Raw genomic sequence first — 22,502 nt, forward strand, 5'->3', positions numbered from 1 at the left:
CCCGCTTAGCTCTGGTTGGAGGTCTTGCCGCTCACGAGGTCTCGTACGTCCCACACCCACACGTCGTCGACGCGCTTGGCGTCGAAGCCGACCAGCTCGTCGACCGTGTGGCGCAGGGCGTCGTCGCCGGAGAATCGGGGAAGCACCAGTACATCGGCGTGCCAGTACCGCAGGTCGGTCAGTGCGTTCGCCCTGGTGCCCACGTCGATCAACGGGACCTTGCCGGTTTGTTTGGCATTGACCAGCAGGGTCGAGGTGGGCCGTGACTCGGCGCCGTAGATCCCGGCGCGGGTCTTCGAATCCGGGCCGACGAAGTACCCGCCGGCGATGGGGAAGCCGAAGTCGGCGTCGACCTGCCAGCTCAGTGCGCGGGCATCTTCGGCGCTCGCGACAGGGACCGTCACCAGGGTGCCGTCGCTGACGTAGTTCTCCCACGAGCCGCTGGTGATGAATTCGGGCGTCGCAGATCGCTGATCGGCGTCGATGGGGGTCGGGATCAGGGGAATCATCGCGACGGCGAGTGCCACCAGCCAGACACCGGCTGCCGTGCGGCGCGGTCCACGAAGTTCGACAAAAGCGCGGTAGGTGCCGAGGGTGAGCAACAGTCCGATCGCCGGAATCGCGCCCATGGCGAATCGGGATTCGAGCACCGATTCGAACAACGGCAAGTCGGCGAGGAGTTTCCACGGCAGGGTGATGCCGGTCTTGTCACCGTCGATGGTCAGTTCCGAACCGAGCGAGAGCACACCCATCACCACGATCACGGCGGCGGCAGCGCGGGTCAGGCGGATGCGCCACAGCCACACCGTTGCACCGAGAAGCAGGAGCACCAACGGCCATCCGAAGTACGCATTCTCCTCGGTCGGGTTCATTCGGAACTCCGCGCCCTCGGGATCACCCGCAACCGATTCGGTCGGGAACGTGGTGAGTGCAGCGGTGTCGTTGCCTGCCTGACCGTGTGAGACGCCGTCGTAGCTCGCAGGGCCGAAGAACTGCGACCACAGCGGCACCGCGGTGATCAGGAGTGTGACCGCGCCGCCGATCACGAGACCGGGCATCGCGCGCTTGATCGCCTGGCGCGACTTGGCCAGGTCAGGCAGTGCATAGGCGGCGCCGAACACCATGGCTGACATCGTGAAGATGAGGAGCGGCTCTTCGCCGAGGAAGATCTGCCACGCGACGAGTAGGCCGAGAACGATTCCGTCGCGAACCGGACGCTTGCCGTTCGAGATGCGTACTACCTGCAAGAAGATGAAGGGGAGTACGAAGAATGCGACGAAGTTCGGATGACCGTTGGCGTGCGAGATCATGGCGGGCGCGAATCCGCAGAACCCCGCTCCGACGGCGGCGGCGATCTTGGAGCGGACGGAGACACCGGTCAGTACGTGCCGCGAGAATGCCCAGTACCAAGCTATGGCGGTGCCGCCGAGTCCGGCGGTCAGCCCGATCGCATACGTGGCCGTCGGTCCGAAAATCAGCGTGATCGGGGCCAGCGGGATGCTGATGCCGAACATCGCGGTGTTGGCCATCAGGTTCACGCCGAGCGGGTAATTCTGCAGGTCACTGAACAGCGGGCTGCGGAACTGGGCGAGCGCGTGGGCGGTGTCGGCGAAGAACCATTCCCACATGGCCTGGTCGCGGCCCGCGTTGAACAGATAGCCGGACTGCAGATCGCTCCACAGGTTCGACATCACGTAGATCGCCGCAACGGTGAACGTCGCCATGATCGCGAGGTCGACAAGACGCCCGCGCTGGACGACCGAGCGCCGCACTGCTGAACGGACTCGCCCTGGACGTGCTTCTTCGAGCAGTTGGACGTCGGGCAAGGTCTCGGTCATGCAGTCGGTGCCTTTCGGTTCTGGCGCCCATCCCTGAAGTGGCAGTTCTCAGAAGTTCGGGGTGGCCTATTTAGGTCTCGATTCGATAACTTCCTCTGTCAGAGTAACGAACAAAACGGTTCGCGTCCGCGAGCGGGCGCAGTCGAAGGGACAAACCGGGCCACCCGACTTGTCCGGAAAGTAATGTTTTCGTGCATCGTTTGACGGGTTCGTGACCGGGGTATCGCAACAAGGATCTTGCTCGCGTTTGTTCAGGCAGCCCCGACGAATCCCATCCTCGACGAAGAGTTGGAACCTACGTCCGGGGCCTATACCGGATGGGATGGTGCTTGTGCATGTCGAAGACAGCAGTTCGCAGTAGCGCAGTGGGAGCAGTGGCCTTACTGGCCGTTGTCCTGGGGGGTGGGACGGCGTCGGCAGGCGTCGACAACACCAGTTCGATCACCGACGTCAAAGGAAATCGGATAGAGGTCTATCAGGCTGATACCGCTATCCACGTCTTTCCGCCTCTCGACAGCTCACCGCTGAGCGTCGAGTTCTTCCACGACGGGGTTGCCGGCGTGAAGATCGACGGGCCGGACGCGGCAAGCTTCACCGGAACGAAGCTGACGATCGGTTATCAAATCGGCTACCCGATCGCGTTGACCGGCGCGACGGTTGTTCTCAACAGTCCCGGCCTCGACTGGGCAGTCGAGAGCGGAACGAACCTCGGTATCGGTCTGGTTCCGGACTTCGAACTGGGCCTGGACATTTCGAACGGGTTCGCCATCGGCGGCGACATCATTCCTTCACAGGAACTGGACGTCGATCTGGCGCCGGGCGGTATCACCGACGTCGCGCTACTCGAAGACCAGGAATTCGACGGACCTGAAGCAGCCGTCCGGCTCTCCGGAGTTCACGGATACGTACAGGGAGCAATCGGGCCGGTAACCATCAGGCCCTACGCGAAGGCTGTCACGTCGAATGGCGATACCGTCGTCACTTACGGTGTGCCGCAACGGTTGTAGTGCAGTACCGGCGCTCCCGCCCTCACGCTGCAACAGCGTGGTGGTGGGAGCGTTCCGAGTTGTGAGTTGTCGAATCGGTGCCACGAATAGGCTCGGCGTCCGCCCAATGGGCACTGCGGGAAACACTGACGAGTTTCGCGACCAGCCGTGCCGCGATCCACACGAGGTACACGGCGGTGATCAGAAGCAGAAGCGCCCAGTCGTGCGCGAAAAATCCGACTATCCCGCCGATCGTGAACGCGAGGGCGACGAAGACGACGCGTCCTCCCACGTCGGTCTCGACCAGATACTCCGGCTCGATCGGATCGTCGAAGTCGTTCGATTCATCGGCGTCTCCAGCCGATTCGGCTCTGGACTTCTCGTGGTGTTCGGTCGGGATCTCGAGTAGCTCACCCCATTCGAGCACCGCAACGGTGTGTGCGGTGTCGGTCGGGATCGCGCGGTAGTCGCGGGACTCGGAAACGTCGATGAGTGCCCTTGCCAGAGTGAGTACTTCGATGCGATTGCGAATCGCGACGCTCAACACTTCGTGGAAGGCCTGCTCGCGCCCGAACGGTTTGCCGCGCGCAATGACCAGAACATGTTCTGCGGAATCGAGAACTGCACGATGCGGTACAAGCTCGCGGCTTTGCGTAACGAGTTCGCTCACTGTCATCACCTACCCCGCCGGTGGTTGATGCGGCCGTTTGCTCGACTGCGCTTGGAGGGGCTGAGTACCCCGGCAGTTTCGGAAACAAACTCGCCGGACAGCGTGTCAGATTTGCGCAGCCGGGGCCGAGAGTGCTCCGAGGCAACTTTCGATCAGGTCGGCAACAATCACGTGAGCACGTTCTCGGCTGTCGACGCGACCCTCCCACGTGGCAAAAGTGACGACGGCGAGCACGGTCAGAGTTGCCGCCCGAAGTTCGGCGATCTCTGCCGGCAACGAGGACGCAGTGACTATCCGCCGCTGAACTTCGCGGAAACTCTCGGCCTGCATGTGATCACGGATGGTCGACGACATGGCGGGGTCGAAGATCGACTGCACCAGGAACCGTGCGTACAACGTGCCCTCGCGGTAGATGGTCTGTTCCGCCAACGGCAGGACGAGAGCCTCGACGAGGGCACGCATCGTCGGTGGATTCGCGTCGAGATCGATCGTGTCGAGCAACTCGCGTCGACGCTCACCGGCAGGTCGCATTCTGGACTCGACGACGGCCGCCAGCAAACCTTCACGTGAACCGAAGTGATACTGCGCAGCCGATTTGTTGGCCTGTCCGGCTTCGGTCTGAACATCACGAAGCGTCAGAGCGGCCAGACCTCGTTCGGCAACCAGACGCTCGGCTGCATCGATCATTGCCGCTCGGGCATCGGTTCGGGTCACGGTATGAAGTTAGGGGTGCGTCGGGGTCGCGTCAACGACCCCGACGGTAAGCCTTTTGTGACGTATCTCCTGGTTAGATCGCGTCAGAGCGGGTAACGACCACAAACGGGCCCTGCTCGGTGACTGTGAAACGAGGATCGTCGAACAGTTCCTTGGGGAACGTGACCGTGTAGCGGCGGACGTTCGGGTCGTTGGGGTAGACATCCTCGGCCAACCGCAGTGTGTACCCGTCGGCGCCCTGGCGGAAGACGAAGGCGTCGGGACTGCGCCACGGCGACGCGTCCAGCGCAGCTATCAGTTCGTCAGGGGTCTTCAGTTCCGACCACTGCTCGATCAGTGCGGCGCGGGCACGGAAATCGGCGAGGGGGTTTGCGTAGTGCGACGTCAGACCTTGGAAACCGAAGTACGGGTAGAAGCTCAGGAAGCCGATGTCGGCGGTGAGTACCACCGTGTCATGGGGTTCACGTCCCAACTGTTCGCGGATGATCCGGTCGATGTCCGCGTAATTGGCTTCGGCCCCGGGAGGTCGCTTGTCCCCGCGCTCGCCGTTGCCGTCGGTATCGCTGTATGCCACAGCGATATCCGGCGCCAGCACCTGCGGGATGTTCTGCGCGAAGGCGATGGCTCCGATGACACCGAGTGCAACCAGTACCGCTTTGACGCGGGGATTTTCGCTGGTGGCCAGGACGATCCAACCGGCGAACTCGAAGAATCCGAACACGCCGGCGGCCGCAAGGAGTCCGATCAGAACCGGCTCCAGTCGGAAACCGAGGAGCGTACTGCCGGCAACGGTGAACGTCATCGACAGCAGTGCCCACAGATACACGGCAATGACACCGATACCGAGTGCCCGGGCGCGGCGGGAGAAGAGGAAACGAGAAATCAGCCAGACCGTGCCGAGTAGGCACAGTCCGCCGACGAGGGTGAAGCTCAGCATCGGGAAGGGCAGTACCGCACCGGAATCGGGGAGGTAGTGCATTGCCGTGCCGGATTCTGCAGTGGCACCCGAGAGTGCCTTCAACAGGTAGGGCGCCCAGACCGTCAGAGCGACCAGTCCGGAGATCACGGCGATGACAGCGAGCCTGACAAGGGGACCCAGTGCGGCTTTCCACGTGTTCTGAGCGCGGGCGGCAAGTACTGCGGCAACGACTGCCATCAGAGTCACGGCGAATGCGGCGAATCCGAGGTACAGCGTGTAGACGGTTGCGGCAAAACCGAGGAACAGGCCCGTCCCGAGAATTGCGCCGGCTCCGGCAAATCGAGAGGCACCCGGGCGATCGAGAGCCCCCCACGCCAGGATCAGCACCGGCGGGATCAGGAGGTTGATGACGGCGCCGTACGCCTCGGGGGAGTTGTACGCCAACACGACGGCAGTGACGGCCAACGCTGCGACTACGGCCCAATCGCGTCGAATCAGCTTGGTCCACAACACGAGTGCAACGACGGCGACGACAGCCAGCGAGCCGATCGCGTAGGGCTTGAAGGCTTCCCAACCGTCCATGCCCAGCAGGTTCGCGACGCGTCCACCGATCCAGAACCAGCCGGCCGGGTAGAACGGCGGCAGATCCACGTACGTCATGTCCTGCAGCGCAGCCGAATCCGTCAGCCGGGTCAGGTACTCGGTCCGGAACTGCTGATCGACCGAGACGCCGTGCAGATACAGACTCGTCGCGGCCAGGGGAAGTCCGAGCGTCGTGGTGACGAAACCGGAGAGCCCGGCCCACGAGAGGAGTTTTGCGACCCGCTCGGCCTTGCGGGCGCGGAACATCAGAACCGCAACACCGACCACTGCGATGCAGAGCACCTGCAGCACCGTCGTGACGGCCTGCGTGACGTTGGAAGACGTGAACGCCGGCCACTGCACTCGGCCGAAAGCAAAGAGCCCGACAGCGGCTACAACAGCGGCGACCAGCGCTCCGAGGGCCATTTCCACCACCGTCGCCGCGGCATTACGCCACGGCGACGGGGTCGAAAGTTCTGTACTCGGAGCAGTTGTTGTTTCTGGCACGGGAGGAGCTTAAACCGGCAACTTCCGGAAGATCGGGCGCGGCACGTGGCGAAGACCCATCATGACGAAACGCCACGGGCCGGGAGTCCAGACGATTTCCTTGCCCTTGTCCGAGGCGGCAACAGCGAGCTTCGCGACGATGTCCTTGTTGACCGTCAGCGGAGCTTCCTTGACGTGGGCACTGAACTGCGTGCGCACCATGCCGGGACGGACGACGGTGACCTGCGGTCCGAATTCCGCGAGAGCCTCGCCGAGTCCGAGGTAGAAACCGTCGAGGCCCGCCTTGGTGGAGCCGTAGACGAAGTTGGCACGCTTGACGCGCTCGCCGGCAACCGACGACATCGCGATGATCTTGCCGAAGCCCTGAGCCTTCATCTTCTCGCCGAGAAGTACACCGACCGAGACGGATGCGGTGTAGTTCACGTTTGCGACCAGAACCGCCTTGCGCTGGTTCTGCCACAGCTCTTCGGAGTCACCGTCCAATGCGAAGGCGACGATCGCGACGTCGACGTCCCCGTTCGAGAACGCCTGGTCGATCACCTTCGGGTGCGATTCGAAATCAACGGCGTCGAAGTCGATGAGCTCCACCGAGGTGGCACCCTTCGCTTCGAGCTGCTTGACCGCAGCTTCGCGTCCCGGATCGCCGGGAAGTGCGGCAAGAATGACGCGGAGCGGCGCCTTCTTCAGGTATTCCTCACAGATGGCGAGGCCGATCTCGGAGGTTCCACCGAGAAGCAAAACGGTTTGCGGGTTACCTACAGCGTTGATCACAGTTCCAGCCTTCTGGACATATCGGAGGCGAAAACGCCTGTGGGGTCGTACTTGCGGCGCGTCGCGATCCACTCGTCGATGCGCGGGTACATGGCGTGGAAGGTTTCCGCGGACGTCCGCGAATCCTTGGCCGTGTACAGGCGCCCACCGAATTCGAGGACACGCTTGTCGAGTTCGGTGACGAACTCGTTCAGGCCCGGCTTGATGCGGAAGTCGACGCAGATGTTCCAGCCCGGGATCGGGAAGCTCAGCGGCGCCTGGTTGCCCTCGCCGAAGAGCTTGAACACGTTGAGGAACGAGTAGTGCCCGCTGCGCTGGATGTCGACGATGATCTTCTTGAATTCGTCGACGGCCTCCGGCGGAACCACGAACTGGTACTGCAGGAATCCGTTGGATCCGTACGCCCGGTTCCACTCACCGAACATGTCGAGCGGGTGGTAGAACTGCGTCAGATTCTGGACCTTGCCGCGGTACTTGCCGGACTTGCGGAACCAGACCTCACCGATCGCGGTGAAGTTGAACTTGTTGGCCAGCCCGTTGGGGAAGACGTCGGGGAACGTCAGCAACTGCGGCGCATCGAAGGCGAGCGGGTTCTTCTGCAGCTTGGCCGGAAGCTGGTCGAGCTTCGCCAGAGATCCGCGCGAGACTGCCGCACGGCCGAGCTTCGGGGGCGCGGAAATCGCGTCGAACCAGGCGCTCGAGTACTCGTAGTTGGCCTCGCTGCCGTCGCTGTGCAGCGCGATGGTCTCGTCGAGGCTGTTGGTGACGTCGCCGTCGGCGATGAAGTACGCCGTCTCGGTCGGTGTCATCTTGATGGTTGCCCGCAAGATGATGCCCGTCAGACCCATGCCGCCGATCGTGGCCCAGAACAGTGCGGCCTTCGGGTCGTTGCGCCCGCCCTTGGGGGTGAGCGTGCGAACCTTGCCGTCGGCCGTCAGTAGATCCAACGACACGACGTGGTTGCCGAAGCTACCTGCGCTGTGGTGGTTCTTGCCGTGGATGTCCGAGCCGATGGCGCCGCCGATCGTGACCTGGCGAGTACCCGGCAGGACCGGAACCCACAGGCCGAACGGCAGAGCAGCCTTCATCAGCTGATCCAGATTCACACCGGCGTCGACGTCCACCAGGGCGGTGTCGCGATCGATGCGATGAATGCGGCTGAGTGCATTCATGTCGATGACCAGCCCACCGGCATTCTGCGCCGGGTCGCCGTACGAGCGGCCGAGGCCGCGCGCGATGACACCGCGTCGCAGATGCGATGGCTTGGAATCGTTCTGTTCCGCAACCTGGGCGACCGCGTTGGCGATCACTTCCACGTCGGGGGTGGACAGCACCTGTGCGGTGGTGGCGGCGGTGCGTCCCCAACCGGTGAGGGTGCGGGCTTGGGTGTGGAGAGCCGGCTGCGGCGTCTCTTCTGCTGTCGTGGACATCAAGGTAGAGGTTACCTGGGAGTAGTGCCGACGGCTCCGACTCGAGTGGTTACTCTCGTCGTCGTGCCCGAAACACCTGCAAGTCACCAGCACGAACCCCATGTCCCGCTGCCCGTCGAGATTCCTGTCACGACGGACATCGCCGACGACGCGATGGACCTGAAAACGCAGATCGTCCGGTTCGTCGCGACGGGTGGGCTGTCGGCGGTCGTGGACTACGGGCTGTACGCATTCCTGTTCAAGGTCGTCGGCCTCGATCTGAGCGTGGCCAAGTCGATCAGCTTTATCGCCGGCACTACGACGGCGTATCTGATCAACCGGCGGTGGACGTTCAAGGCCGAGCCTTCTCGCGCCCGCTTCATCGCTGTTGTCGTGCTGTACGCGGTCACTTTTGCGGTTCAGGTCGGGCTCAACGCGCTGATGGTGCATGTGCTCGCCGACGAGTGGTGGCGCATGCCGCTGGCCTTCGTCATCGCGCAGGGCACCGCGACGGTCATCAACTTCATCGTTCAGCGGGCAGTGATCTTCAAGATCAAGTAACGGTTCGGGGTGGATTAGCGCATTCGTCCGGTTTCTCGAGAGAGAATCGAGCCCATGATCATCGTTCTCGATTCTTCGGCCCTGACCAGGGGCGCACGGTTCGACGCCGCCATCGCCGACGCTCGCGCACTCGGACACCGCGTCGTCGTGCCTCGATTGGTCGTGCTCGAAGTTGCGAGCCGCTACCGCGAGGAATCGGCGGAGATGATCGCGGCCCTGAGCGTCCAGGCGCGCATGTACGACCGACTGGGGTTGCGGCGCGACCTCACGAGGTTCGTCGACGCGGCTCACGACAAGGCCGACGGCTACGTCGACGACGTGATCGAAGACCTCGTGGCGATCGGCGTCGAAGTGGTCGATCCAGTCGACGTGTCGCATCTCGAGGTGGCCGAGAGGGCGATCTCGCTGCGTCGGCCCTATACCGACAAGAAGAAGCGAGACGGCTACCCGGCGACGCTGAACTGGCTGACCGTGCTCGATCTCGCCGACCGTAACCCGGAGGTCGACGTCATCTGGGTCAGTACCGACGCACGGGCATACGGCGACGGCGAAGACGGGGTCTGGCACGCGGATCTCGCGCGTGAACTGGCATCGCGCGGCCTCGAGTATCGGGTCCGCTGGGCGTCGGACATCCCGGTGATCGACGGACCGGTGCAGGTGGAGCAGGTGGCTGAGGTCGCTGAGGTCGCGCCCGAGGCCCCGGTTGCTCGGGGCTTCGTGGAGCCGGAAGCGGTCGTTCCAACAGAGATTCCCGAACCCGAGGTTCCGGCGGCGCCCATCGCTCCGGAGGCACCGGCAACAGCTCCCGCACCCAAGCCCGTACAGCGCGCAGCGCGGACGAGAGTTGCGCCGCAGCGCATCGAACCCGCCCCGAAAGCTCAGTCCGGTGGACTGCGCGGTCTGGGCAAGGTCATCGGCGGGCGGAAACGAAAGGTCACGATCGTCGACGATCTCGACGAAGTCGACCTCTTCGGCGCCTGATCGCTTCTAATCTGGACAGATGTCTCTGTTGCCGACAGTCAGTCGTAGGACCGGAACTCGATACGGCAGGCCGAGTATCGAATCGCAGGTCCTCTACAACGCGTGTCGATGGATGCTTCGGCCCGTAGTTGGGATCGCGCCGCTGACGCCTGGCGCAATGCGCCGCGCCGCAGTTCTGGACTCGGCCGCGGGTGTACGCATTCCCTCCGGGATCGATCGGGAAGCGATTCGTTTTCCAGGTTTCGACGGTGAACTCGTCCGGACAGCAGGCTCGACGGCCGATCTGCGCGACGGTGTAGTTCTATACCTGCACGGCGGCGGGTTCATGTGCTGCGGGCTCAACACGCATCGGCCGGTCGTTGCCGGCATCGCCAAGCGAACCGGCCTTCCGGTCCTGCACATCGCGTATCGGCAGTTGCCGAGTACGAGCATCAGCGGGTCCGTCGACGACTGCCTCGATGCATACCGGTGGCTTCTCGAACAGGGAGCTTTTCCGGAAAAGGTTGTCTTCGTTGGTGATTCGGCCGGAGGTTTCCTGGTCTTCGGGACGGCGCTTGCAGCAGTTTCCGCGGGGCTCGAGGTTCCGGCCGGCCTGGTCGGGCTCTCACCGCTCCTCGATCTCGATTGCACCACCAAATCGGTCCATGCCAACGCTCGACGCGACGTGATCGCCCCGGTGTCGGCATTGATGGCGATCGGAAAGCTTGGCGGACAGACGAACTCGCCCGTCGACGGCGATCTTGCAGTTTTGCCGCCGTCGTTGCTGATCGCCGCCGAATCCGAGGTGCTCAGAGTCGATTCGGAGGTGATGGCGCAACGGCTCGCCGCCGCGGGGGTGCCGTGCTCGCTGCAGATCTGGAACGGCCAGGTTCACGCGTTTCCCGCCGTCTGGCCTGGCTTGCCGGAGAGCCGGGCCGCGCTACGTGACGTTGCCAGGTTCATTCGCGCCAGGATCGATGCGGTCCCGCCCCAGGAGTCACGTGCGCAGTGACGCGACAACTGCCCGTGCGAGGGAGTCGGCAGATCCAGGGGCGAATGGCAGAAAGAGTTCGGGCTCGATCAATTCCACTTCCATGAGCCGTGGTTGATCCACCGGCCCCACGACGTCCACACGCGCGTAAAGCAATTCGCCGGGGCCGCATGGGGGCGCGGCCAGTGCCGCGTCCGCCACCGCGAGTTCGGCGGCGGAAGGCTCGTGGAGGTGGTTGGTTCCGCCGTGGAATTCCTGCACGCGGAAGTCGTTGGTGGCCGGGATTTTCCGGACGGCGTGGGAGTAGCGTCCGCCGAGGTGGATGATCGAGCGCTCGCCGTCGACGACGTCCGAGATGAAGGGCTGGACCAGCGCGTCGTTGCCACTCTCGAGGATTGAACTGAGGTGAGCGTGGGCCTGTTCGGACCCGGCGGCAAACTTTCCCACTCCGACAGCGCCGGCGGACACGGCAGGCTTGACGATGACGTCGGCACCTTCGAACGAAGGGAGGGTGAGTTTTTCGCTCTTTCCGGCAGCGATCACAGCGGTTGGGACGATAGGTACGCCGGCCGCGGCAAGTTCGGTGAGGTATCCCTTGTGGGCGTTCCACTCGACGATCGGGAGCGGGTTGGCGATCGGGGCGGTCAGCTGATCGAGAACGGCAAGAAATTCGTCGAGGCGCTGGGTGTAGTCCCAGGTCGACCGGATCAGAACCAGGTCGGCGTCGATATCGAGGAGGGACCGGCTCGACCACGGCGCCATTGTCGACGCAACGCCGTAGGTGGTGAGAGCTTCCATGACGAGTTTGCTTTCGACATCCGCCTCGCGGGCGGCGCCGTCACAGGTGAGCAGGAGAACCGTGGTCATGTCGCGATGCTTTCACGGCTGGCGCCTTGTCCGACTAGCGAGGTGGCCCCTCGTCGAGGACCAGCGAACCGGTCCCGGGTTGCCCGATTGCGTCCACCCACGTCACCGCGACGGTGTCGCCGGGGCGGCGCGAGCTCATCGCCGCGTTGAGATCAGCGGACGACGCGATCCGGCTGCCACCGAACTCGGTGATGACCGCACCTTTGGTCAGCCCCACCCGCTCGGCCGGCGAATCGAAGCTCACGGCAACAACTTCCGCGCCGGCCGGCATCTCCGCGTGATCCTTCACCGCGACACCGAGCACGGGTGTCGGTCCCACACGCACGGTTTCGGAGGAGCGGCCACCGAGTACCTGCTCGACGATCGGTAGCGCGGTGTCGATCGGTATCGCGTAGGACTGAGGCGCCGGCGAGGTTTCGGTGCGGTCGGTGACGGCGTTGCCCGCACTGCTGACGCCGATCAGCTCGCCAACGGCGTTGACCAGGGGGCCACCGGAATCGCCCGGCCGGATGTCCGCGTCGACCTCGATGAGGCCCTTCAACTGGTTTCGCGATCCGTCGGACACGTTGCGGGTGTTGACGGTGACACCGAGGTTGGTGATGACGCCGGGAGCTGGGACGGGCACTCCGCCGCCTTCCGCATTTCCGATTGCGGTGACGGCATCCCCACGAGTGGCTTCTGCTGATTTGCCGACCACAGCCACCGGCAGATCCGTGGCGCCCGCGAGTCGAAGGACGGCAAGGTCGCTGACGCTGTCGTACCCGAGGATCTCGGCGTCGTAGATCAGTCCGTTGGACATGCTGACGGCAGTGACGTCCGAGGCCCCGCTGATGACGTGGTGATTCGTGAGCACAACTCCGTCAGGGGAGAGCACGATCCCGGTTCCGGCGGTGGTGGTGAATCCGGCCGGCGCGGTGATGGTGACGATGGTGGGGACCACCTGGGCCGAGAGCTCCTCCGGGGTGAGCGGAACAACCGGCGCGGGTGGGGTGGTCGTGATGACCGTGACCGGTGCGGACTCGATCGTGCCAGGAGTCAGAGGCGGTGCGACCAGTGCGAGGGCGCCGAGTCCGGCTGCGAGAACGGCGGCCGTCCACAGACCGCGTCTGCCCGCACGTTTGGTCATCCAGCCGTCCGTCCCGCCGGTCGTCATCCCATCGAGTGTGAAAGGTGAAGATTACCGATTCGGCGAATCTTCGGCCACAAAACCGGGCAACAGGCCGTCCGCGCGGAGCGTCGCCAGGGACGGTGCGGCGGCGTCCTTTGCGGAGAGCTCGTAGGTCAGGGGGTTGCCTTCACGATCCGTGGTCGGCCATTCGATTGCGAGTTCAGGATCGAAGGGATCGAGGTCCCGGTCCAGGTTGGGGGAGTATTCGATGCTGCACAGGTACATCACTGTCGATCCGTCCTCGAGTGAAAGGATCGCGTGGCCGAGGCCTTCCGCCAGGAACACCGCTCGTCGATCGACGTCGTCGATCACCACCGCATCCCACTCGCCGAAGGTCGGTGATCCGACCCGTAGGTCTACGACAACGTCGAGGAAGGCACCTTTCACGCAGGTGATGTATTTCGCCTGTCCGGGCGGATTGTCCGTGAAGTGGATCCCGCGGAGGCTGCCGGCTTCGGAAACGGAGCAGTTGGCCTGGGCCAGGTCGAGTGTGCGGCCGGTCGCGGCGGTGAAGGTAGAGCTTTTGAACCATTCGAGAAAGACGCCGCGGTGGTCGCCGAACTGCTTCGGCGTAATCTCCCACGCTCCAGCGATCTTCAGTGGACGAATTTCCACGTCACCATTCCTTGCCGTGCTCGATCAGTTCAAGTAGGTAGTCGCCGTACCCGGATTTGCCCAATGCTTCTGCCTGAGTGCGCAATTGGTCGGAGTCGATGAATCCCTGACGCCACGCGACCTCTTCGGGTGAACCGATCTTGAGACCCTGGCGGTGTTCGATGGTCCGCACGTAGTTTGCAGCCTCGAGCAGGGAATCGGGTGTTCCGGTGTCGAGCCACGCCGTTCCGCGGGGGAGGACGTCGACGGTGAGTTTGCCTGCTTCGAGATAGCGCCGATTGATGTCGCTGATTTCGTATTCGCCACGCGCAGAGGGCTTCAGCGTGCGTGCGATGTCGACGACGTCGCTGTCGTAGAAGTAGAGGCCAGGGACTGCGTAATTGGATTTCGGTGACGTCGGTTTTTCCTCGATGGACACTGCTCGACCCGAGTCGTCGAATTCGACAACGCCATAGGCGGTCGGATTCGATACCCAGTAAGCGAACACGGCGCCACCGTCGATATCGGAGAAACGCCTGAGTTGAGTTCCGAGACCGGGGCCGTAGAAGATGTTGTCGCCGAGGACAAGCGCCACGGATTCCGATCCGATGTGATCCGCGCCGAGGGTGAATGCCGTTGCGAGGCCGTTGGGTTCGTGCTGGATCGCGTACGTGAGATTCACACCGAATTGTGAGCCGTCGCCGAGAACTCGTCGGAATTGCTCGGCGTCGTGTGGAGTCGTGATGATCAAGATGTCGCGAATGTCCGCGAGCATGAGAGTGGAGAGCGGGTAATAGATCATCGGCTTGTCGTAGACAGGCAAGAGTTGCTTGCTCACTCCGAGGGTGATCGGGTGCAACCGCGACCCGGTGCCACCGGCCAGAATGATTCCGCGCATGCGTGCAGTGTCCTGCACTCCTGCCCGCCGATGCAAACGGGACATGGCGAATTCTGCCGCTAAAGTGGGAGTTCGTTCGATGAACCTGAGGAGATGAAGTGCGACTACTGGTCACCGGGGGTGCCGGCTTCATCGGTGCCAATTTCGTTCATCAGACGGTGTCGACGCGTCCCGACGTGGAAGTCACGGTTCTCGACGCTCTGACCTACGCCGGAAATCGCGAGTCCCTGGCGTCCGTCGAGGACCGGATCACGTTTGTTCACGGCAACGTGGCCGACGAGCCGCTGGTCGACGATCTTGTCTCGCGCTCCGACGCAGTCGTGCACTTCGCCGCCGAAAGCCACAACGACAATTCCCTCGCCGACCCCGAACCGTTTCTGCGCACCAACGTCATGGGCACTTTCTCGCTCCTGCAGGCAGTGCGTTCACACGGGGTCCGTTATCACCACATTTCCACCGACGAGGTGTACGGCGACCTCGAACTGGATGATCCGGCGAAGTTCACGGAGACGACACCGTACAACCCGTCGAGTCCGTACTCGGCGTCCAAGGCGTCGAGTGATCTGTTCGTGCGTGCCTGGGTGCGCTCGTTCGGGATCGCGGCCACCATCTCCAACTGCTCCAACAATTACGGCCCGTTCCAGCATGTGGAGAAGTTCATCCCACGCCAGATCACCAATCTGCTCGACGGGGTGCGTCCGCGGTTGTACGGGGAAGGTCGCAACGTCCGCGACTGGATTCACGTCGAAGACCACAACCGCGCCGTCTGGGACATCCTGGACCGCGGAAAGTCCGGCGAGACTTATCTGATCGGCGCCGACGGTGAAACCGACAACCGGACGGTGATTGCGGCTCTGCTCGAAATTTTCGGACGCAAGCCGGATGATTTCGACTTCGTCACCGACCGCCCTGGTCACGATCTGCGGTATGCGATCGATTCGACGCGACTGCAGCAGGAGCTTGGGTGGAAGCCGCAGTACCGCGATTTCCGAAGCGGACTGGAAGCCACCGTCGAGTGGTATCGCGACAACGAGCAGTGGTGGCGTCCGCAGAAGGCCGGCGTCGAGGCAACGTATTCAGCCGGAGAATCCGTCGTCCGCTGAACCTCCGGCTGCCGCGGTTGATACCCTCGAGCCCGATACGTGCTCAGATGTAGCTACATCAACAACGGTAGGGATCAGTAGATGAACGAGGCCTCCGCGGATACGCCGGTCGCAAATGACACGGCTGTGCTTGACGAGGTAATGGTCGAGCATCCACACGGGGATCGATTTCTGGTCCAGCGTGGCATCTTCCGATCCATGTCCCCCAAGGTGCCAGAGGCAATGTATGTCGTTACCAAGGGAGATGCGATCGTCGATCGGCATTCTCTGACATTGGGCGAAGCGGCGACCGCGAGCACCAACACGTATTTCGGACGATTTGCTGCCAGTTTCTGGCAGCGGTGGACGCGTGTGAGTTCGGTGCGGATTCAGCTGAGTTACGTCGGCGACGGTGGGCTCGACGTCAGCCTGCATGCATCGGATGTGCGCGGACGCAAGAGGACGATTTCACTTCACTCGGTCGCCGGTTCTGGTGAACTCGCGATCGACGCGCCGCTCGCTCATTTCGTCGACGGCGGGGCGATGTGGTTGGAATTCGTCGCGACCAAAGGTTCAGCTGTCGTTTCCGGTGTGTCATGGACTGTCTCGGCCCCAGAGTTCATACGCCCGGCGGCTGTTGTCATCTGCACTTTCAATCGTGCCGACGACTGTGTCGAAACCGTTGCAACCATGGCGTCCGATGCGGGTGCGATGACCGGTATCGACGCCGTCTGTGTGGTCGATCAGGGCACGGATCAGGTTCAATCCAGGGATCGTTTCAAGACTGTCGCGCATGATCTCGGCAAGAAGTTGATCTATCTGACGCAGCCGAATCTTGGTGGCGCGGGCGGTTTCTCGCGTGGAATGCTCGAAATCACTTCCTCGTCAGGTTCTGAGCACGCCAACGTCATCCTCATGGACGACGACATTCTCTGCGAGCCCGAATCGGTGCTCAGGATGAATGCATTCGCAAACATGACGGTCGAGCCGGCAATCGTCGGGGCTCAGATGTTGTCACTGAACAATCCGACCATGTTGCATGTCAGTGCGGAGCGAGAGGTTCTCGACGAGCTCAAGGCCGGGGTCCTGACTCCTGGCGCGATGATGGGCGTCGACCTGTTGAAGAAGAAGCAGGAGATGCGCTTCGACGCGGGCTGGAATGGTTGGTGGACTTGCCTGCTGCCGGCCGAGATCATCTCCGAGCTGGGCTTGCCGATACCCCTTTTCTTCCAGTGGGATGACATCGAGTACGGAATCCGAGCGCGCTTCGCCGGCCACCCGACGATCACTCTGCCCAATGCCGGTGTCTGGCATGCGGATTTCCATCTGAAGGATTACGACGACTGGTCCCGGTACTTCAGCATTCGAAATGGGTTGATCGTTTCTTCGATCTACGGCCCGTTCGACGGTAAGGTGATCTCGAAGTTCTTGTTACGCAAGATCACTCAGCTCATCGTGGGAATGCAGTACGGGTTGGCGGCAACATTCGTCAAGGCGGCTGAGGATTTCCTGCAGGGGCCTGACTTCCTCAACGACGGCGGGCAGTCTGCTCTTGTCGACGTTCGCGCTCTACGTAATGAATACCCTGAGACGAAAATGCAGCCGGCCTCGGCAGTCGGTGCGGAGGCCGATCCACATACGCAGATGACGGTGTGGGAGTTCGAGCCCGACGAGAACCGCGAGGGTCTGGTGCTTCTCAAGCGTGTAGTTCAACAGTGGACTGGGCGTGTCGACCGTCGACCGGTAACGGTTCCTGCGATCTTCGGCGACTGGTGGCATGTGTCATTGTTCGAAAATGCAGCTGTCACGGACGCGTCGCAGAACGGCGTCCGCGTCCGTCGGCGCAACAAGAAGCAGGCCACCGAGTTGGCCAAGCGCGCGGCCAAAGTCTGTTGGGAGCTGCGCAAGCGAGCACCTGAGATGAAGAAGGCGTACTCGGACGCCATGCCGCGCCTCACGAGCGCCGAGAACTGGACGCGCTTGTACGGAAACAAGATCGGATAGCTTGTGGCCCTCCCGCTGGGGCAGAGGTTGGCCCAGTGGCGCGTGCCGGCTCTACTGGGGCTCACGGCTACCGGCGTCGGTGCCGCGTGGTCCGGTCGTCCGTCGTTCTGGTGGGACGAAGCGGCGACGGTCTCGATGGCGGACCGATCGCTGCGTTCGACGCTGGCAACCCTCGGACACGTGGATGCGGTCCATGGGCTCTATTACGTGCTGATCCACTGGTGGTTTCAGGTTTTCGGGGTATCGGAATTCTCTGCGCGAGCACCGAGTGCGCTGGCAGTCGGAATCGCGACGGCAGCGTTGGTAGCGCTGGCGCGGATGTTCGGGGGTACCAGACTCGGCGTTATCGTCGGCGTCACGTTCATGGTGCTTCCCCGAGTTACCTGGGCAGCCACCGAGGCCCGCTCGTATGCAATGGTGTTGGCATTGTCCACGGTCACAATGCTGGTGCTCGTGTGTTCGCTGCGAACGTCGAAGCGCGCGTGGTGGATCCTGTACGGCGTGTTGGCTGCTGTCTCTGTAGCACTGTTTCTCTACAGCGCCGTGCTGCTGCTGGTACACGCTGTCATCGTGGTGTTCGGGGCCAAGGTGATTCCGGACGCCGATTCGAAGCGGAATCGTTTCAACGGGTTGTGCTTTGTCGGTGCTTCCGCGTCCGCGGTCCTGCTTGTGTCCCCGCTGATCGCCCTGTCGCTTGGCCAATCGAGGCAAGTCAGTTGGATACCACCGTTGGATCGGCATATTTTCACGACGATCGCCGTTGACCAATGGTTCCTTTCGAGTCCGTTGTTTGCTGTCGTGGCGGGGATCATCGTGCTCTCAGGGTTTGCCGGCTATTTCTTCGCACCCAGTCGTTGGACGTTCGGGGATCGCGGTGCGTCGACTGTCGCGCTGGTATGGATGTTGGTCCCGATGGCGCTGTTTCTCGTGTATTCGTTCGTCCTGGGAAACATCTACATCGATCGGTACGTCATATTCACTGCGCCGGGTGTGGCCTTGCTGCTGGGTGTCATCATCAGCCGCCTGGCGTCGAGCTGGGTCCTGGCCTCGGCGGCGGTGATACTTCTTGCTGCGGCGTCTCTACCTGCGTACGTCGGCCAGCGAGAGCCGTGGGGAAAATCAGGTGGGATGGACTACAGCACGGCTGCGGACTTTCTGAAAGCCAATGCGAATGCGGGCGATTGCGTCGCGTTCCAGCCGGTGGTGTCCTGGGCGCCGAGTTCGTTGCATGCTGTCGCCGAGGTGCGGCCTGACTCGATCGAAGGTTTGCGAGATGTCGGCCTCGCGCATGATGCGAACTCGATCGACGAGCTATGGGATTCCGAATATTCAGTAGACGAGACCGTCGAACGAGCACAGAACTGCCAGACCGTCTGGGTCGTCACCGACGGTGAGCGTCAGAGCTATGAGGCACTGCTTCATACGGCCAATGTCGTGTGGAATTTCGAGCCATTCCATTTCATCGACACGGAACTGTTCATGCAACTTTCAGCGCGAGGGTTCGTTGTCGAAACAGCGACACCGCTGCACCACCTACAGATCGTGCAGATGGTTCCTTCCACACGCAGGTGACTACACCCAGTACGCGACGCGTGAACGGTAGTTGCGCATGGCCAGAAGTGCCAGGCCCCACCCGACGACGGTGACGGCGAGCACGATGACCCAGTGGTATAGCTGCTGGTCCCCGCCCAGGAGCGGCGTTCGCACGATGTCGAGGAAGTGATACAGGGGATTGAGCTCCGCGATTCGTGCTCGTTCAGCGTTGGCTGTTCCTTGCAGTGACTTCTCGGTCCAGATGATGGGAGTCATGAAGAACAAGAGTTGAACGACGCTCGCGAGCAACGGGCCGATGTCACGGTACCGAGTGGAGAGGATGCCGAAAACCAGGGAAACCCACACGGCGTTGATCGCGATCAACGCCAAGGCGGGGATGAACGAAAGATCCGTCCAGGACAGCTGTTTCGGGAACACGATCAAAATGACGATGTAGATCACGAAGTTGTGGGCGAAGAGAATCAACTGGCGCCAGACCAGCCGATACACGTGAACGCTCAACGGCGTGGGTAGCTGTTTGATCAGTCCCTCGTTGGAAATAAAGACTTCGGCGCCCTCGAGGATGGCACCGGAGATCATGTTCCACACGATGAAGCCAAGAGTGACGTACGGGAGGAACTCTGCGACGTCCAGATTGAACAATGACGAGTAGAGGATGCCCATCGCGACTGCAGTGGTGCCAGTGGCGATAGTGATCCAGAACGGTCCGAGGATGGATCGTCGGTAGCGCTGCTTGATGTCCTGCCACCCGAGATGGAACCAAAGTTCTCGATGGCCGAGACCCTCGCGCAGATCCTGGATTGCTCGCGCGAACGTGCGGGACGCCGGCGCTATGGGGGCCTTGTCGGCAAGGGTTGGGGCAGACACAGCCGCCAAGCCTACTCGGTCGCCGATCGGGCCCGATCAGATGCGAGAGAAGCGTTCGGATCTACCCAGCTTGCGTAACCTCATCCACTCGCGCAGTCCGGAGACGTCACGCCTGGTGATGAGGAAGTACCAACCGAATCGCACCCATTCCTGTGGAAGGAGCCGTCGCATCCCGGGTTGCGAGAGTAAATAGCCACGGTTGCGATAGGTGTAGAAACGCTTGGTCTCGTTGTCCGGGTACTGCGTGTGCATGCGGCCGCCGAGAATGGGTTTGAATTCGTCGGCGCCGTCAGGGTGCAGGTAAGCAGTCTGTAAGCAGGTGCCGAACCGAAGTCCGGAACGGATCAGTCGGCGATGGACCTCCACCTCGTCGCCACGGACGAAGAGCCGCAAATCGGGAACGCCAACGGTCTCGATCGCTTCCGCGGTGAACAGCGCACCGTTGAAGAGGGACGCGATTCCTGGGAGAAGATCACCTTCACCCAGCTCGCTACGCCGTCGACGCCATTCGACCCCACGGCGTAGCGGGAAGGCCAGCTTGTCGGGTTCGGAGATGTCGCACACGACGGGAGATACTTCCGCCAGGTTGTGACGAATTGCGCAATCGAGAAGCGTCGAGAGTACCTCGGGCCCCTCGGGGCGGCCGTCGTCGTCGGCCAGCCAGATTCGGTCTGCACCGAGTGACAATGCCAGCAACATTCCGAGGGCGAAACCCCCGGCGCCGCCGAGATTGTGTGCCGATCCGATGTACGTCGTGGGGATCGAGCAGTCGTCCACGAGCGTGCGGACATCGGATTCGTCGGCGTTGTCGACGACGACGAGGTGGTCTAGTGGGCGCGTCTGGGTTGTGAGTACTTTCAAGGATGAAGCGAGAAGTTCACGACGCCGATGGGTGACGACGACGCCGATTATCCGCTCAGGCATCGTCCGAGCTCGTTTCGGCAATCGCCGCCGCCGCGGCGTCTTCGCGTTCCATTTCGCGAATCACATGAGCGACGTGGTCGCCGGCATCGTTGCCCTCGTACGCTCGGACGATTTCTTCGATTCCACCGGACTGTCTGACCGTTCCGTGATCGATCCACATCGCGCGGTCGCACAGTTGCGCCAGAAATTCGTTCGAGTGGCTCGCGAAAACCAAGATTCCAGATCGTTTGACGAGGTCTTGGAGACGGGTTCGCGCCTTCTTCATGAATTCTGCGTCGACGGCACCGATGCCTTCGTCGAGGAGAAGGATCTCCGGATCGATGCTGGTCACCACACCGAGCGCCACTCGGACCCGCATTCCGGTCGAGTAGGTGCGAAGCGGCATCGAGAGGTAGTCGCCCAACTCGGTGAAGTCTGCGATCTCGTCCATTTTCGCGAGCATCTGTTTACGGGTCATTCCGAGGAACATTCCGCGGATGATGATGTTCTCGTATCCCGAGATCTCGGGATCCATACCCACCCCAAGATCGAAGACAGGGGCTACGCGGCCACGAATTGCGGCTGATCCGCGAGTCGGCTCGTAGATCCCGGACAACAGTCGGAGCAAGGTGGATTTGCCTGCACCGTTGTGGCCGACGAGTCCGATTCGGTCGCCTTCCTTCAAGGACAACGTCACGTCCCGCAAAGCTTCGACGACAACGACGTCGGAGTCGTTTCGTCCGATTGCGCCGCCTGCACGACCGAGGAACGCCTTTTTCAGCGAACGCGATTTCGCGTCGAAGATCGGGAAGTCGACACACGCTCCGCGTGTTTCGATGCTGACGTTCTCGGTCATTCTGCTCCTTGCATCCGGTGGAGCGCCTGGTTGGGCGGGCTCCCCGGTTCGGCGTCGCCGGGATTGAATCCGCTCAGTTCGCGGAGTCGGGCACGAGCACCGAGCCTACCGGGGCGCAACACCGTGAAGACTTCAACTGGGGACGCAGCGCTGCTCGTTACAGATACTGGCCGGTTCCTGGGCTCTGTTGGTCCGGATGTGCAGGCGAATGCGGAGCCCCGATGCTCATGCCGGGAGGCAGTGCGCCCTGACGCATTTGTTCGAGCTGAGCGCGCGCTGCCATCTGCTGCGCGAACAGTGCGGTCTGAATTCCGTGGAACAGTCCTTCGAGCCAGCCGACGAGTTGGGCCTGCGCGATTCGCAGTTCGGCGTCCGAGGGAATGGAGTCGTCGGTGAACGGGAGGCTCAGTCGCTCGAGTTCTTCACGGAGTTCGGGTGCCAGGCCTTGTTCCAGTTCTCGGATGGACGAGGTGTGGATGTCCTTGAGGCGCTTGCGGCTGGCGTCGTCGAGCGGTGCGGCGCGCACTTCTTCCAAGAGTTGTTTGATCATCGTGCCGATTCGCATGACCTTGGCCGGCTGCTCGACCATCTCGGCGACGGACTCGGCTTCTGTTTCCGCGCCTTCGGTGGTGCCGGAGGTGGCGGCTTCTGCCTCGGCCGCCGGTATCGCGACGGGTCGACCGTCGGGTCCGATAACGAGTACCTGCTCTTTGTCGGGGTTCGTCATGCTTCCATCTTGTCGTGTGTGGGCGACAAACGCCGCGTAACCCCCAAAAAGTTAGCTATCGAATAACTGTACTG

The 22,502-nt window shown here is 62.4% G+C and carries 21 protein-coding genes; 7 read left to right on the plus strand and 14 right to left on the minus strand.

Translation table 11 applies throughout. From position 1 onward, the window contains the following. Window positions 1–5: 5 nt before the first annotated feature. Window positions 6–1,838, minus strand: coding sequence for a glycosyl transferase (locus RA302_RS01230; protein WP_019746419.1), 1,833 nt, complete (start codon window positions 1,836–1,838; stop codon window positions 6–8). Between the two features lie 335 nt (window positions 1,839–2,173). On the opposite strand from RA302_RS01230, the gene RA302_RS01235 reads away from it, so the two are divergent. Further along, the gene (locus tag RA302_RS01235) at window positions 2,174–2,845 is read left to right on the plus strand and encodes an MspA family porin (protein WP_020968119.1); all 672 of its coding nucleotides are present in this window, start codon (window positions 2,174–2,176) and stop codon (window positions 2,843–2,845) included. A 22-nt stretch (window positions 2,846–2,867) separates the two neighbouring features. On the opposite strand, the gene RA302_RS01240 is transcribed toward RA302_RS01235, so the two are convergent. The 5 genes from RA302_RS01240 to RA302_RS01260 all read right to left on the minus strand — a co-directional run bounded on the left by RA302_RS01240 (window position 2,868) and on the right by RA302_RS01260 (window position 8,417). Continuing rightward, the gene (locus RA302_RS01240) at window positions 2,868–3,500 is read right to left on the minus strand and encodes a hypothetical protein (RefSeq protein WP_198586327.1); all 633 of its coding nucleotides are present in this window, start codon (window positions 3,498–3,500) and stop codon (window positions 2,868–2,870) included. 99 nt (window positions 3,501–3,599) lie between these two features. Then, complete coding sequence (locus RA302_RS01245; protein ID WP_024487671.1) at window positions 3,600–4,208, minus strand: TetR/AcrR family transcriptional regulator; 609 nt, start codon at window positions 4,206–4,208, stop codon at window positions 3,600–3,602. Between the two features lie 73 nt (window positions 4,209–4,281). Further along, window positions 4,282–6,135 carry a galactan 5-O-arabinofuranosyltransferase gene (locus RA302_RS01250; protein ID WP_084325026.1) on the minus strand — a complete coding sequence of 618 codons (1,854 nt, stop codon included), beginning with the start codon at window positions 6,133–6,135 and terminating at the stop codon, window positions 4,282–4,284. Window positions 6,136–6,225: 90 nt separating this feature from the next. After that, on the minus strand, window positions 6,226–6,987 hold the full coding sequence (locus RA302_RS01255) for a decaprenylphospho-beta-D-erythro-pentofuranosid-2-ulose 2-reductase (protein WP_019746424.1): 762 nt from the start codon (window positions 6,985–6,987) through the stop codon (window positions 6,226–6,228). Beyond that, the gene (locus RA302_RS01260; RefSeq protein ID WP_003943934.1) at window positions 6,984–8,417 is read right to left on the minus strand and encodes an FAD-binding oxidoreductase; all 1,434 of its coding nucleotides are present in this window, start codon (window positions 8,415–8,417) and stop codon (window positions 6,984–6,986) included. Before RA302_RS01260 ends, RA302_RS01255 begins: the two co-directional genes overlap by 4 nt. 63 nt (window positions 8,418–8,480) lie before the next feature. Here RA302_RS01260 and RA302_RS01265 point away from each other — a divergent pair, with 63 nt between their 5' ends. The 3 genes from RA302_RS01265 to RA302_RS01275 are packed head-to-tail and all read left to right on the plus strand — an operon-like array spanning window position 8,481 to window position 10,929. Then, on the plus strand, window positions 8,481–8,957 hold the full coding sequence (locus RA302_RS01265; protein ID WP_078377459.1) for a GtrA family protein: 477 nt from the start codon (window positions 8,481–8,483) through the stop codon (window positions 8,955–8,957). A gap of 54 nt (window positions 8,958–9,011) precedes the next feature. Beyond that, entirely contained in the window at window positions 9,012–9,938 is a 927-nt protein-coding gene (locus RA302_RS01270) for a PIN domain-containing protein (RefSeq protein WP_166501640.1), read from the plus strand. A 19-nt stretch (window positions 9,939–9,957) separates the two neighbouring features. After that, a complete protein-coding gene (locus RA302_RS01275) occupies window positions 9,958–10,929 on the plus strand; it encodes an alpha/beta hydrolase (RefSeq protein ID WP_166501641.1) in 972 nt (323 codons plus the stop codon). Here the strand turns inward: RA302_RS01275 and RA302_RS01280 are convergent. Genes RA302_RS01280 through rfbA form a run of 4 tightly spaced genes read right to left on the minus strand, consistent with a single transcriptional unit; the run spans window position 10,915 to window position 14,435 of the window. Continuing rightward, a complete protein-coding gene (locus RA302_RS01280) occupies window positions 10,915–11,775 on the minus strand; it encodes a hypothetical protein (protein WP_166501642.1) in 861 nt (286 codons plus the stop codon). The genes RA302_RS01275 and RA302_RS01280 overlap by 15 nt on opposite strands. 34 nt (window positions 11,776–11,809) lie before the next feature. Beyond that, entirely contained in the window at window positions 11,810–12,901 is a 1,092-nt protein-coding gene (locus RA302_RS01285) for a trypsin-like peptidase domain-containing protein (protein ID WP_166502882.1), read from the minus strand. A 51-nt stretch (window positions 12,902–12,952) separates the two neighbouring features. After that, on the minus strand, window positions 12,953–13,558 hold the full coding sequence (gene rfbC / locus RA302_RS01290) for a dTDP-4-dehydrorhamnose 3,5-epimerase (protein WP_166501643.1): 606 nt from the start codon (window positions 13,556–13,558) through the stop codon (window positions 12,953–12,955). Window position 13,559: 1 nt separating this feature from the next. Beyond that, entirely contained in the window at window positions 13,560–14,435 is an 876-nt protein-coding gene (gene rfbA / locus RA302_RS01295) for a glucose-1-phosphate thymidylyltransferase RfbA (RefSeq protein WP_166501644.1), read from the minus strand. A gap of 98 nt (window positions 14,436–14,533) precedes the next feature. On the opposite strand from rfbA, the gene rfbB reads away from it, so the two are divergent. The 3 genes from rfbB to RA302_RS01310 all read left to right on the plus strand — a co-directional run bounded on the left by rfbB (window position 14,534) and on the right by RA302_RS01310 (window position 19,093). Then, the gene (gene rfbB / locus RA302_RS01300) at window positions 14,534–15,538 is read left to right on the plus strand and encodes a dTDP-glucose 4,6-dehydratase (protein ID WP_166501645.1); all 1,005 of its coding nucleotides are present in this window, start codon (window positions 14,534–14,536) and stop codon (window positions 15,536–15,538) included. An 81-nt stretch (window positions 15,539–15,619) separates the two neighbouring features. Further along, on the plus strand, window positions 15,620–17,521 hold the full coding sequence (locus RA302_RS01305; protein WP_166501646.1) for a glycosyltransferase: 1,902 nt from the start codon (window positions 15,620–15,622) through the stop codon (window positions 17,519–17,521). 3 nt (window positions 17,522–17,524) lie between these two features. Beyond that, window positions 17,525–19,093, plus strand: coding sequence for a glycosyltransferase family 39 protein (locus RA302_RS01310; protein ID WP_225320228.1), 1,569 nt, complete (start codon window positions 17,525–17,527; stop codon window positions 19,091–19,093). On the opposite strand, the gene RA302_RS01315 is transcribed toward RA302_RS01310, so the two are convergent. The 4 genes from RA302_RS01315 to RA302_RS01330 form a co-directional block, all read right to left on the minus strand. After that, window positions 19,094–19,942: an ABC transporter permease gene (locus RA302_RS01315; RefSeq protein WP_003943943.1), complete on the minus strand. Its 849-nt coding sequence runs from the start codon at window positions 19,940–19,942 to the stop codon at window positions 19,094–19,096. A 36-nt stretch (window positions 19,943–19,978) separates the two neighbouring features. Beyond that, window positions 19,979–20,866: a glycosyltransferase family 2 protein gene (locus RA302_RS01320; RefSeq protein ID WP_166501647.1), complete on the minus strand. Its 888-nt coding sequence runs from the start codon at window positions 20,864–20,866 to the stop codon at window positions 19,979–19,981. Continuing rightward, a complete protein-coding gene (locus tag RA302_RS01325) occupies window positions 20,859–21,701 on the minus strand; it encodes an ABC transporter ATP-binding protein (RefSeq protein ID WP_166501648.1) in 843 nt (280 codons plus the stop codon). The genes RA302_RS01320 and RA302_RS01325 overlap by 8 nt, the downstream gene beginning before the upstream one ends. A gap of 157 nt (window positions 21,702–21,858) precedes the next feature. Further along, entirely contained in the window at window positions 21,859–22,428 is a 570-nt protein-coding gene (locus RA302_RS01330) for a bacterial proteasome activator family protein (protein ID WP_166501649.1), read from the minus strand. Window positions 22,429–22,502 lie beyond the last annotated feature (74 nt).

This window comes from Rhodococcus sp. DN22, from assembly GCF_036669995.1.
In the GTDB taxonomy this organism is placed as follows: Bacteria; Actinomycetota; Actinomycetes; order Mycobacteriales; family Mycobacteriaceae; genus Rhodococcus_F; species Rhodococcus_F erythropolis.